General features: G+C 38.0%; 10 protein-coding genes and 1 riboswitch. Of the genes, 1 reads left to right on the forward strand and 9 read right to left on the reverse strand.

Going from position 1 to position 12557, the window contains the following annotated elements:
- Window positions 1–4 precede the first annotated feature (4 nt).
- The 4 genes from APB85_RS02225 to APB85_RS02240 form a co-directional block, all read right to left on the reverse strand.
- A complete protein-coding gene (locus APB85_RS02225; RefSeq protein ID WP_083482166.1) occupies window positions 5–3127 on the reverse strand; it encodes a vitamin B12 dependent-methionine synthase activation domain-containing protein in 3123 nt (1040 codons plus the stop codon).
- 8 nt (window positions 3128–3135) lie between these two features.
- The gene (locus APB85_RS02230; protein ID WP_057480520.1) at window positions 3136–4152 is read right to left on the reverse strand and encodes a homocysteine S-methyltransferase family protein; all 1017 of its coding nucleotides are present in this window, start codon (window positions 4150–4152) and stop codon (window positions 3136–3138) included.
- Window positions 4153–4204: 52 nt separating this feature from the next.
- Window positions 4205–4315: riboswitch (SAM riboswitch) on the reverse strand.
- Window positions 4316–4509: 194 nt separating this feature from the next.
- Window positions 4510–5016, reverse strand: a complete 507-nt coding sequence (locus tag APB85_RS02235; RefSeq protein ID WP_057480521.1) for a hypothetical protein — start codon at window positions 5014–5016, stop codon at window positions 4510–4512.
- Window positions 5016–5438, reverse strand: a complete 423-nt coding sequence (locus APB85_RS02240) for an OsmC family protein (RefSeq protein ID WP_057480522.1) — start codon at window positions 5436–5438, stop codon at window positions 5016–5018. The genes APB85_RS02235 and APB85_RS02240 overlap by 1 nt, the downstream gene beginning before the upstream one ends.
- Before the next feature lie 398 nt (window positions 5439–5836).
- Here APB85_RS02240 and APB85_RS02245 point away from each other — a divergent pair, with 398 nt between their 5' ends.
- Window positions 5837–6718, forward strand: a complete 882-nt coding sequence (locus APB85_RS02245; RefSeq protein WP_057480523.1) for a type IV toxin-antitoxin system AbiEi family antitoxin domain-containing protein — start codon at window positions 5837–5839, stop codon at window positions 6716–6718.
- Here APB85_RS02245 and APB85_RS02250 read toward each other — a convergent pair.
- From APB85_RS02250 to APB85_RS02270, 5 genes are all read right to left on the reverse strand, one after another.
- Window positions 6705–7541: a nucleotidyl transferase AbiEii/AbiGii toxin family protein gene (locus tag APB85_RS02250; protein ID WP_057480524.1), complete on the reverse strand. Its 837-nt coding sequence runs from the start codon at window positions 7539–7541 to the stop codon at window positions 6705–6707. The genes APB85_RS02245 and APB85_RS02250 overlap by 14 nt on opposite strands.
- A gap of 357 nt (window positions 7542–7898) precedes the next feature.
- Entirely contained in the window at window positions 7899–8960 is a 1062-nt protein-coding gene (locus tag APB85_RS02255; RefSeq protein WP_057480525.1) for an NAD(P)/FAD-dependent oxidoreductase, read from the reverse strand.
- A complete protein-coding gene (locus APB85_RS02260; RefSeq protein ID WP_057480526.1) occupies window positions 8953–9546 on the reverse strand; it encodes a precorrin-2 dehydrogenase/sirohydrochlorin ferrochelatase family protein in 594 nt (197 codons plus the stop codon). The genes APB85_RS02255 and APB85_RS02260 overlap by 8 nt, the downstream gene beginning before the upstream one ends.
- Window positions 9547–9556: 10 nt before the next feature.
- Window positions 9557–10342: a uroporphyrinogen-III C-methyltransferase gene (cobA, locus tag APB85_RS02265; RefSeq protein WP_057480527.1), complete on the reverse strand. Its 786-nt coding sequence runs from the start codon at window positions 10340–10342 to the stop codon at window positions 9557–9559.
- Window positions 10335–12428, reverse strand: a complete 2094-nt coding sequence (locus tag APB85_RS02270; protein WP_057480528.1) for a HEPN domain-containing protein — start codon at window positions 12426–12428, stop codon at window positions 10335–10337. Before APB85_RS02270 ends, cobA begins: the two co-directional genes overlap by 8 nt.
- Window positions 12429–12557: the final 129 nt, after the last annotated feature.

A 12557-nucleotide genomic window follows, 5' to 3' on the forward strand; every position in this document is an offset into this window, starting at 1 on the left:
GTTTTTAATCTGCAATATTAGGGTTGAGCCATTTTTCGGCTTTTTTCAAGGGAATTCCTTTTCTTTCGGCAAAATCTTTCACCTGGTCATCTTTAATTTTCCCCAGGCCAAAATAACGGGCTTCGGGGTTAGCGAAATAATATCCGCTAACACTGGCTGCCGGCCACATCGCTAAACTTTCGGTAAGTTCAACTCCAATTCGTTCCTTTACCTTTAAAATTTCCCAAATACTCAACTTTTCCAAATGATCTGGGCAGGCAGGATAGCCCGGGGCGGGACGAATTCCTTTATAAGTTTCCTTTATTAATTCTTCATTGCTTAAATTCTCTTCGGGCGCATAACCCCAGTCTTCCCGTCTTATTTTTTTATGTAAATATTCCGCAAAAGCTTCGGCGAGTCGATCGGCCAGCGCTTTGATCATTATCGAATTATAATCGTCATGATTTTCTTCAAATTTTTTGGCAAGTTCTGCGGTTCCAAAACCTGTAGTGACGCAAAAACACCCAATATAATCCTGGATTCCACTTTCCTTTGGCGCAATAAAGTCCGAAAGTGCAAAATTTGGTTTTCCGCCGTGCTTTTTTAATTGTTGGCGAAGCGTTCTGAAAACCATCTTTTTTTCTTCGGAATTTTCTTCATATTCAACTTCAATATCATCATCATTAAGCGTATTCGCCGGAAACAATCCGTAAACCGCTTTCGCTTTCAGCAATTTTTCATCCAGAATCCTTTTCAGCAAAACTTTAGCATCTTTGAACAAAGAAGTTGCCTGTTCCCCAACTACCTTATCGGTTAAAATATCGGGATACCTGCCGTGGAGATCCCAGCTTCTAAAAAACGGGCTCCAGTCTATATAAGCTTCCAGTTCTTTTAAATCGAAATCATCTATTTGCTGAATTCCTATTTTATTTGGCTCTGTAATTTGGGTTGTTTTCCAATCTATGGAATACTTATTTTTTCGCGCTTCTTCAATAGAAAGAAAAGATTTCACTTTACTTCTTTTCTTAAAATTAAGCCTGAATTTATCATATTCGGCTTTAAGATCGCTCATATATTTAGTACGCGTTTCTTCCTTTAAAAGATCGCCAATTACTGTGACTGCACGCGATGCATCGTTCACATGTGCCACCGCATTTTTATACTGCGGATCTATTTTCACCGCCGTATGCGCTTTTGAAGTGGTGGCGCCACCAATAAGTAGAGGCACGTCAAAATTTTGGCGTTCCATTTCCTTGGCCAAAAAAACCATCTCGTCTAACGAAGGTGTTATTAGTCCGCTTAAACCAATAGCATCTACGCCTTCTGCTTTTGCAGTTTCTATAATTTTTTCCGGAGGCACCATTACGCCCAGGTCAATAATTTCATAATTATTACAGCCTAAAACCACACTCACAATATTCTTCCCAATATCGTGAACATCTCCTTTAACGGTTGCCATAAGAACTTTTCCCGCCCCCCCGGCCCCCGATGGGGGAGCTTTCTTGAGCGTTCGTAAAATTTTATCCAGCACCTGATCTAAATTAGTGAGCACTTCTTCATTAGTAAACCTAATCACACGGAAGTCGTGTTCTTTTAACCAGGCCGTCCTCTCCTTATCACTTTTTTTATTTTCGGGTAATTGATGAATTAAACCATCAACTTCTACTACAAGTTTCTTTTTAAGGCATACAAAATCGGCTATATAACTCCCAATAATATGCTGCCTTCTAAACTTAAAGCCTTCAAGTTGCTTATTTTTCAGTGATTCCCAGAGGACAGTTTCAGCTTCGGTTGGCTGGTTATATCGGTTCTTTTTAGCAAATTCTTTCATTAAACCGTAGAGTGCCGGTTCAGCCGTCTGCCAGTAGCGCTCCCCCTTTGGGGGTTGGGGGGCTTCTTTTGCTGCTTCAATATATGGTAAAAGGTAGGCCACTGCTTTTTTCATAACCCTGGCCGATTTTACTACCTGCGGAAGGAACATTTTCCCGCTTCCAAAGAGATCGCCTACTACGTTCATGCCAATCATTAAATGACCTTCTATTACCTCAATAGGTTTTTCGGCTTCCTGGCGAGCCTGTTCTATATCCTCTAAAATATAAGCGTCTATTCCTTTCACCAAAGCGTGGGTAATCCTGTCCTGAAGCAGATTTTCCCTCCACGAAAGATCGACTTTGCTTGCTTTTTTAGAGCCCACTACAGTGTCTGCGAATTCAAGTAAACGCTCGGTAGCGTCTTCTCTTCTATCAAGAATTACATCTTCTACATGTTCTAAAAGGTCTTTGGGAATATTATCATAAACTTCCAGAAGCGCGGGATTTACGATCCCGATATTCATTCCTGCTTTAATCGCATAATATAAAAACACCGAATGCATCGCTTCCCGCACCGGGTTATTTCCGCGGAAAGAAAATGAAACATTACTCACCCCGCCACTAATACTGCAATGCGGAAGATTTTCTTTTACCCAACGCGTTCCTTCAATAAAATCTATGGCATTGCGTTTATGCTCGTCCATCCCCGTTCCTACAGGAAAAATATTCAGGTCAAAAATGATGTCTTCCGGCGGAAATTTCACTTTATCCACCAAAATCTCATAGGAACGTTTTGCGATTTCAATTCTACGTTCATAATTATCGGCCTGCCCAACTTCATCAAAAGCCATAACGATAACGGCTGCACCATAGCGCTTTATTTTTTTAGCGTGTTCAATAAATTCTGTTTCGCCTTCTTTAAGGCTTATAGAATTCACCACGCATTTTCCCTGCACCACCTGTAAACCGGCTTCAATAATTTCCCATTTAGAACTATCTATCATAATAGGAACACGGGCAATATCAGGTTCAGCAACAATTAGGTTCAGGAATTTAACCATGGCTTCTTTACCGTCAATAAGACCATCGTCCATATTAATGTCGATAATCTGCGCGCCACCGTCCACCTGGTCTCTTGCTACTTCCAGGGCTTCTTCAAATTTTTCCTCTTTAATTAACCGAAGAAATCTTTTGGAACCTGCAACATTAGTACGCTCCCCAACATTTACAAAATTGCTGTCGGGAGTAATTATTAAAGGTTCGAGACCAGATAATTTTAAAGGCCTGACTATTTTTTCTACTCCGGTAGATTTTTCCTGATCTTTTTCTTTATTCATCGTTTCTATCATAAAGCAGTCGAAAACTCAGGTTTTACTATTTTTCTTGGATCGTATTCTTTAGCGATTTCAGCAATAGCTTTAATGTGTTCAGGTGTAGTCCCGCAACAACCGCCTAAAATATTCACTAATCCTTTTTCTAAATATTCTTTGATCTGGCTGGCCATTTCTTCAGCATCCTGGTCGTATTCACCAAAGGCATTTGGTAAGCCGGCGTTGGGATAAGCAGAAACCCCGGAACTGGCAAAACGGTTTAGAACTTCCAGGTGCGGAGTTAACTGTTTGGCGCCCAATGCACAGTTAAAACCCACACTCAATAAGGGAATATGTGATACTGAAATTAGAAAAGCCTCAGCCGTTTGCCCGGAAAGTGTTCTCCCGGAAGCATCGGTAATCGTTCCGCTTACCATTATAGGAATATCTAACTGCAATTCTTCCTTAAGTTCATCTATAGCAAAAAGTGCAGCTTTAGCATTTAAAGTGTCAAAAACGGTTTCTACCAGGAGAATATCCACGCCACCTTCTATTAAAGCTTTGGCCTGTTGTTTATAAGCTACGCGTAATTCTTCAAAAGAAATTGCTCTAAAGCCGGGATCGTTCACATCTGGGCTCATACTCGCGGTTTTGTTAGTTGGGCCAATGGCACCGGCCACAAAACGAGGTTTTTCCGGATTTTCCTCAGTCATTTTCATGGCAACTTCTTTGGCGATCCTGGCCGACTCATAATTGAGTTCGTCTACCAACTCCTCCATCTTATAATCGGCCATAGCGATTGTGGTTGCAGAAAACGTATTGGTTTCTACAATATCGGCGCCGGCTTCAAAATATTTACGATGAATGGTGGCGATTGCTTCAGGCTGCGTAAGGGACAAAAGATCATTATTTCCCTGTACGGAAACCGGCCAATCGCTAAAACGTTTCCCACGGAAATCTTCTTCAGAGAATTTATATTCCTGAAGCATCGTGCCCATGGCACCGTCTAAAATGAGTATATTTTTTTGAAGTTGTTCTTCTAATTTTGACATATAATTTTATCTAAAATCACTATCAAAAAAAGAAGCGGGAAAGTATTCTTTCTTGTTATCTATCTGCGCCAAAGAAGCGAAGTAGAATGTAGCACCTTCTCCCATTACAGGAGGGTTGCCAAGGTTTCAACGGGTCTATTCCCTCAACCTTTCTTGATAACGATATTGTAAAACAATGAACTTGAACTAGCAAATATACGGCACAGGCTTCTAAACGCAAGGCCTTGCAGTTATTTTTATGAATAATATATTTTAAATGTTTTTCTGAGATATTTTTTCAGAAAAAAGGAAAATCAATATGTAAAAAATAAATATTGTATTCTAAAAAGACCAGAATAATCAGAACTTTCCAATCAATTAAAAAGAAGGATTTCCAAATTTATTAAATGAAATCGAATCGCCGGCGCTTAATTCTTCCAGGAAAATTTTCAACTCTTCTTTCATTTGTTTGTTCTGAAGAGTTATTTCGTAATTATATTTTTCACCTGAAAGGGTCGTAAAATAAATATGATTTTTATTTCCGTATAAAGTATATTTCCAGAAACTGGCGTAACCTCCATATTTGAAACCGATTTCCTTCAATTCGGAAATTAAAAATTTCTGCTTAGAATTGGCTAAATCTATTTTCATCCTGGTTTCATCTATCTCAATATCACCAAGATATTTCGGCTTAATAAACGACAGACTAAAGGCTCCAAACATTCCCGCAAAATAGGCAATCCCTGCAGTTGTATTGATCCAGGGCTCCTGTACATCGAACACATACAACACAATTGCTCCGCCCATCAAAAGAGCTATCAATAAAATCCTTAAGAAGACCGAAGGCTTCCAGGTTTTAACTATTCTGGTTTCGAAGGAGTTCATTAATTGATAAGCTCACCATTTAAAGTGATCGCATAATTGATCTCGGCGGCTTTTTCCAACATTTTAGAAACCGAACAGTATTTTTCCATAGAAAGATCTACGGCACGTTTTGCTTTCGACGCAGGCACATCTCCTTTTAGAAGAAAATTAACCTGAATTTTCTTAAAAACATTAGGAACGGCTCCATCTTCCCTAAAACCTTCAACTTCTACCTGAAGATCTTCAAGTTCCAGGTGTTGCTTTTTTAAGATCATTACAATATCAATACTGCTGCAACCTGCAATAGCCCGCAGTAAAAGATCCATTGGGCTGGCTCCCTTTGGCTCGGCATCGGTTTTATTGTCTAAATGAACAACGTCTCCACGCTCGTTTACAGTTTCAAAATGGTAATCTTTATTAAGTCTTTTAAGGTTGATCTTCATGGTAAATCTTGTTTTAAACAAATTTAGGGAAAGCTTATTAAAAAACCTTATAGTTCTAAAGCTTATGCCAGGTTAGGGTTTCACGTAAAGGATATTAACGAATTTTTGATAGATTTACAGGAAGTTAAAAAAACTGCTTTTATCCCGACCAAAATCTGATTTAATAGTTTCGAAAGGTGGGGATATAATGAGTTATAAGCCATTTTTCATAGAAAATTTGATTTATATAATTTGATTTTTAAAAATAAAACCTTTACCTTAGCATCGTGTTATCGTATACGATAACACGATAAAGGCTTATTTCGCTAAATACGATAAAAACTGACTTGAATATTTGCATTTTTATTAATACCTTTACATACTATAATCGTATACGATTATAGTAAATAGTATTAATAATGCGAAAAGAATCATTTGAGGCGGCCCAACCCAGTATAAAAGAATATTTTTCTCAAATAAATGAGAAAGCATTTACTACACATGATTTGTCAATAATTTTCGAAAATAAAAGATTCGATTGGAAAATAGCCGCCTATAGAAATTCGAAACACTTTATAAAGTTTTTAGCTGATAATAACATTCTCAACTCAACTAAACTAAAACATCAAGTATCTGGATCAATAAAAACCATTCTCTCAAAACGAAATGGTAATTTTTACGACATTGCTCTTACAATAAAAAAAGATGGTTATCTAAGTAACTATACAGCAATGGCCATCCATGAGTTAACTCTACAAATACCTAAATCCATTTATATAAGTTTTCTAAAAAGTGATGACAGAGTAGCACAAAAAACCATAGGTAAATTATCTCAAGATAGCATTGATAAAGCTTTTTCAAAAAAGCAGCGACAAACATCTGAAATTTATAAATCTGAAAAAGAGAATTACAGAATTTACTTAATTCAGAAAAATTTTACATTAGATAATGTTGGTGTGATTACTAAAAACGGTCTAAGGTATACTGATTTAGAAAGAACACTAATAGATATAGCAATAAGACCTGCATATTCTGGAGGTGTATTTGAGGTATTAGATGCTTTTTCAGCAGCAAAAGAGAAAGTAGATTTAGTTAAATTAGAGCGATATTTAAATACTTTAGATTACACTTATCCTTATCATCAGTTAATTGGTTTTTATTTAAATAAAGCAAATTATAATCAAGAAGAATTAAGAATTTTTCAAAATAAAATAACCAATTATAATTTTTATCTTACTTATAATATTTCAAATAAGGAATTTGATCAAGATTGGAAAATATTCTATCCTAAAGGATTTTGATTCTTTCAATTAAATCCATTACATATTCAAAATAAAAATCAAATCCCAAATTCTCTGAACCTAATGTATCCTCGACACTGCTCCAGTTTTCCTTCTGCAAATCATGATACTCATTAAGTAATCCTAAAAATTCAATTGGCACCCTTTTGGCCTGGAATATTTCTTTCATTAAATTCTTATTTTCTTCAGTAGAAAGATCCATGGAGAATTGATTACAAATATTCCAAATATCATAAAAATCTCTAGCCCTTCCTTTTGTTCTAGCAGTAGAAACAATTTTCTGATATTCTGGAATAGATTGACAGAGTGCTCTTAATTTTTCAATTACAATCATTTCTGGAGTATATACCATAAGTACAGTACCATCAAGATCGTGTTTCTTTGCGCTCTGGATATATTCAAAACTACTTATATCAATCGAAAATTTAGTAGATTGTCCAAGTATCTTGATAGCTTCCCTTCTTGTTTTATCTAAATCTTCATCATACCAATTTTCTTTATGAGCAATCTTAAATTCAATATTATATCCTTTCCATTCCTTGACTTTATTAGTTTTTGGTTTTTCTTTAAACCTAATATCAAAAGCTATTAAATTCTCTTTATGAAATTCATCATTTAAAAGGGCATCCAAAGCTCCATTAATTCTATTGTAGTCCAAATCCGAAAAATCCCCTTCAATCGAAAAATCAATATCCATTGAAGCCCTGTCTGTTATATCATAAACCAACTGCAAAGCATTTCCTCCTTTCAAAACCAACCCGTACATCAATTGCTCATCATGCATCAAAGCTTTTAGAGTTAAAATCTTTATTTTATCTAACATTTAATTTTTAATTTAATTCAAATATAGTTTTTTCAAAACGTCTTATAACAACGCATATTCGCAATTGCGGCCATTGTGCTAAAAGAAAGTTTAATAGAAACCAGGAACAAAAAATACTATATCGGACAAATCCGTATCTTCATTGCCACAACTGACGAATAAACAAGACCTTTAAATTTTTAAACCATCTTCCCTTGTCAATGGAAGGTGACATTCCGGAGAAATGACGGAGCCTCAACCACCCCGACCTATCGGCCACCCCTCCTTTTAAAGGAGGGGAGCTAATAATCTTATAAAACATTTCTTTTATTCCCCCATTGGAGCTTGTCCCGAATTTACTTCGGGAGGCCAGGGGGCTTATCCAATACTCTGCACCACTTCCTTTTTGGCTTCTTTTTTACTACCGTCAAATCCGGTTACACCGCCAACGGTGGTGTATTTAAGCACATATTTTTTATCCGGAAAAATTCGCTGATAAGCACTTTGACACATAATCGCTGCTTCGTGAAATCCGGAAAGGATCAGTTTTAATTTTCCTTTATAGGTGTTTACATCACCAATGGCGTAAACCCCGGGAATATTGGTTTGATAATCGTAAGAATTATCAACTTTTATCGCGTTTTTCTCTATTTCCAGTCCCCAGCTTCCGATTGGGCCAAGTTTAGGCGACAACCCAAAAAGCGGAATAAAATCATCTACATCTTTAAATTCTTCCCCGCGAGCTTCATCTTTATGTCTAATTACTACTTGCTCAAGATTATCTTCGCCTCTAAGACCAACCACCTCAGCATTGGTAATCATTTCGATCTTACCGAGTTTTGCCAATTCCGAAACTCTTTCTACAGAATCCAATGCGCCACGAAATTCAGCTCTACGGTGTACCAAAGCAACTTCAGCAGCGACATCAGCTAGGTAAATCGCCCAGTCTAAAGCTGAATCTCCACCACCGGCAATCACTACTTTTTTATCACGATAAACTTCCGGATCTTTAATAAAATAAGAAACACCCTTATCTTCAAAATCGGTGATATTAGCAATTGGGGGTTTTCTTGGTTCAAAAGAACCGAGACCGCCGGCAATAGCCACTACCGGGGCGTGGTGTTTTGTGCCTTTATTTGTGGTTACTATAAATGTACCATCGTCCAGTTTTTCCAAGGTTTCGGCGCGTTCTCCCAAAGTGAAGCCTGGTTCAAAAGGTTTTATTTGTTCCATTAAATTTCCAACTAAATCTCCCGCTAAAATCTCCGGAAATGCAGGAATATCATAAATCGGTTTTTTAGGATATATCTCAGAACACTGCCCGCCGGGTTGCGGCAAGGCGTCTATTAAATGGGTTTTTAATTTTAGCAATCCCGCTTCAAAAACGGTAAATAATCCGGTTGGCCCGGCTCCTATGATGAGGATATCTGTTTTAATCATCACTCTTGTTTTTAACTTTTAAAGATTCGGTTATAGAATTCATTTGATCGACTTTAGCCTCAAAATCACCTTTAATATTACTTCGGTATTCATTTAAATTTTCTACCATTTGGTTTACATTTTCGGGAATTACTTCTTCAAAAAATTGCCGTAAACGTTTTGCCGCGGTGGGCGATTTGCCGTTGGTGGAAATCGCGATTTTTACGTGACCTTTATTCACAATTCCGCCCATATAAAAATCACAGAGTTCGGGCGTATCGGCGATATTGGCCAATAAATAACGTTTTTTGGCGTGTTTGTAAACGCGTTTATTCAATTTTGCATCGTTAGTGGCAGCAATTACAAAATGCCTGTTTTTAAGGTATTTTCTTCTATACCTGCCTTTAGTCAATTTTGCGCCGTGTTTTTTTGCCAGTTCTTCTGTTTCCGGTAAAAACCATTTAGCTACCACTTCCACCTTGGCATTCGGGCTCGATTTAAACAGAAAATGTAGTTTTTCGTGACCTACCTGTCCGCCTCCAACTACAAGAATATTCAGTTTATTTACTTTTAAAAAGACCGGGTATAATTCGTTTCTTTCTTCCATAAGCCAGCCCCTAGCCCCCAAAGGGAGAATTTATAATTACTGATTCTTGAATTGAATTTTCCAGAACCGCTTTAAGTTGTCCGCTTTCACGAACTACTTCGCCAATCACGATAATTGCCGGGGCGGTAAGTTGTTTTTCAGCTACTACTTTTTCTATACTTTTTATCATTCCAAAGCCTGACTTTTCATTATTGGTAGTTCCATTCTGAATAATTCCAACCGGAGTATTTTCTTTTCCGTAGTAGCTAAAAATATCCACGATTTCAGGGAGTTTTGCCATTCCCATTAGAATCACTACCGTAGCCGTAGATTGTGCCGCGAGCCGAACATCTTCTGAAAGTTTCTTTTGGGTGGTGGTTCCTGTAATTACCCAAAAACTCTCGGAAGTTCCTCGTTGGGTAAGCGGAATTCCAATATTTGCAGGAACTGCTATTGAAGACGTAATTCCTGAAACAACTGCAGTTTCCAAGCCTTTACTTTTGGCATAATTAATTTCTTCAGATCCTCTGCCGAAAATAAAAGGATCGCCTCCTTTTAACCGAACCACGTGCCCTCTTTCCAAAGCATATTTCACAATAAGCTCGTTGATCTCATCTTGAGAATACCTATGCTTATCTTTTCGTTTTCCAACAAAAATATGCTCGGCTTGAGGCGCATATTCCAGTAATTCGCGGTTAATAAGCGCATCAAAAAGCACAACTTTGGCATCTTTTAAAGTATTTAATGCTTTAAGTGTTATCAATTCCGGGTCTCCGGGACCAGCGCCTACCACGCTTAGTTTTGGTGAATTATACATTTTGTACCTCCTTTGTTCTAAATGCATCTACCCTTTTTAGGAATAGTTGCGCGTCTTCTAAATATTTATTGGCAAAAGCTTCGGTTGGCTCTTGCTCGTTCATTTGATAAGCGAATTCTTTGAAGGAAGTCGATAATTCGATTTTACCGGTGTCTACAAACAACTCGTCAAACTGTGCAATTATTCCTGCTTGCGTATTGGTTTTCAAATCTTCGGCCAACAACAATGCTTTAGCCGAATTCACTATTGAAGTATAGGAATGATAAATACTATCTGCCCAGGCTTTTCTTTCCTGTGCACTTTTGGCATTATCTATTTTCTCTTCGCTTTCAAATAATAAGGTAGCGATAAGATCTATTACCACGCCGGCACACTCGCCCACTCCCACTGCTTTTATATAAGGTTTTTCGTGACCCCAATCCACAAATTCATTTTCTGTTAGGTTTGAGGTATCGGCCAAATCTTTTAGCAAATCGTAGAAATAAGTTTTTCCCTGGCGATCGTAATATTCGGCGAATTTCTCTTCGGAATTTGCTTTCGCTTCAAAATCGTTAAGTAACAATCGTAAAGCTTGCGGCCCGCGTTTACTGGGCACTTTTATCACTTTATCGGCAAAGCGGCCTTTTCCATTTCCCAGCGTTCCACCGCCAAGTAAAACCTGAAGCGCCGGTGCCACGGTTTTACCAACTTTTACCGACATTCCCTGGAAACCGATCTCGGCCATATTATGCTGCCCGCAGGCATTCATACAACCGCTAATTTTTATGGTAATATCCTTCCCGTTTATAAATTGCGGATATTCTTCTTTTAAAACATCTTCCAGCACATCGGCAATTCCGGTACTACTGGCAATTCCAAGATTACAGGTATCTGTTCCCGGGCAGGCCGTAATATCTACGGTTTTATTATACCCGGTTTCGGCATAACCCAGCTTTTTTAATTCTGAATAGAAAAATGCTAAAAACTCTTCCCGAACGTGACGAATTAAAATATCCTGTCTTAAACTTAACCTAATCTCATTTCCGGCGTATTCTTTCACCAAATCGGCTAGTTTCCTGGCGCCACCTGTATAAAAATCACCTAACGGAACCCGAATTCCGATAGCAAATAATCCTTCCTGTTTCTGCGGAATTACATTCGTGCTTTTCCAGGTTTCAAAATCCTTTTGATCTTCAATTTCTACTGAAGGTACCTCAACTTCCTGAAGCGGTGGTGCTACTTCAAACTTTTCAACCTCAAATTCCGGATGATTTTTAGAAAGTGCGGTGCTTTGTTCAGAAACCAATTCCATAAAGGCATCTTTACCAATATCTTTTATTAGGAATTTCATCCTGGCTTTTAAGCGTTTTGCACGTTCGCCGTGACGATCAAAAACCCGCAAAACACCTTCTATTAGCGGCAGTAATTCTTCCGCAGGAAGAAAATCGTACAGTTCATCGGCGTGTCTAGGTTGCGAACCGAGTCCGCCGCCTAGCATTACTTTAAATCCGCGCTTTCCATCTTTTAATTTTGCGATAAAGCCAAGATCATGAATATAACTTAGCGCCGTATCATCATCCGACGAAGAAAAGGATATCTTGAACTTTCTTCCCATTTCCTGGCAAATAGGATTTCGAAGAAAAAATTGGAAAGTTCCGTGTGCATAAGGAGAGACATCAAAAGGTTCATTTTTATCGATTCCAGCCGTTGGGGACGCAGTTACATTTCGCACCGTGTTTCCGCAGGCTTCACGCAAAGTAATATCATCCTTTTCCAGTTGCGCCCAAAGCTCTGGTGTTCTATCTAAACTCACGTGGTGAATTTGGATATCCTGGCGGGTGGTGATATGCAAACGCCCTTTAGAATATTCATCTGAAACATCAGCAATTCTATGCAGTTGTTCTGAGGTTACTTTTCCAAATGGCAGTTTTATACGAACCATTTGTACACCAGCCTGTCTTTGGCCGTAAACCCCACGTGCTAAACGCAGACTTCGGAATTTTTCTTCATCGGCTTTTCCCTCTCGAAACAACCTGATCTTCTTTTCCAGATCCAGGATATCTTTCTCTACAACTGGGTTTTCAATTTCGGTTCTAAAACTTTGCATTGCTAATAATTTTTAAAAATGGCGCCTAAAACAGGCATTAATAAAAAAGGTCCTTTTTGAGTTTTCACTTAAAAGGACCTTTATAATTTTTATAAAAAGATACTCTTAGGTGACAGAATCACACATACA

The organism is Salegentibacter mishustinae (assembly GCF_002900095.1).
Lineage (GTDB): Bacteria > Bacteroidota > Bacteroidia > Flavobacteriales > Flavobacteriaceae > Salegentibacter > Salegentibacter mishustinae.

Bases quoted from the DNA above. Each gene is read 5' to 3' on its own strand.
- APB85_RS02225 (WP_083482166.1), bottom strand. From the start codon at position 3,127: ATGAATAAAGAAAAAGATCAGGAAAAATCTACCGGAGTAGAAAAAATA.
- APB85_RS02230 (WP_057480520.1), bottom strand. From the start codon at position 4,152: ATGTCAAAATTAGAAGAACAACTTCAAAAAAATATACTCATTTTAGAC.
- APB85_RS02270 (WP_057480528.1), bottom strand. From the start codon at position 12,428: ATGCAAAGTTTTAGAACCGAAATTGAAAACCCAGTTGTAGAGAAAGAT.
- APB85_RS02245 (WP_057480523.1), top strand. From the start codon at position 5,837: ATGCGAAAAGAATCATTTGAGGCGGCCCAACCCAGTATAAAAGAATAT.
- cobA (WP_057480527.1), bottom strand. From the start codon at position 10,342: ATGTATAATTCACCAAAACTAAGCGTGGTAGGCGCTGGTCCCGGAGAC.
- APB85_RS02250 (WP_057480524.1), bottom strand. From the start codon at position 7,541: ATGTTAGATAAAATAAAGATTTTAACTCTAAAAGCTTTGATGCATGAT.
- APB85_RS02235 (WP_057480521.1), bottom strand. From the start codon at position 5,016: ATGAACTCCTTCGAAACCAGAATAGTTAAAACCTGGAAGCCTTCGGTC.
- APB85_RS02255 (WP_057480525.1), bottom strand. From the start codon at position 8,960: ATGATTAAAACAGATATCCTCATCATAGGAGCCGGGCCAACCGGATTA.
- APB85_RS02240 (WP_057480522.1), bottom strand. From the start codon at position 5,438: ATGAAGATCAACCTTAAAAGACTTAATAAAGATTACCATTTTGAAACT.
- APB85_RS02260 (WP_057480526.1), bottom strand. From the start codon at position 9,546: ATGGAAGAAAGAAACGAATTATACCCGGTCTTTTTAAAAGTAAATAAA.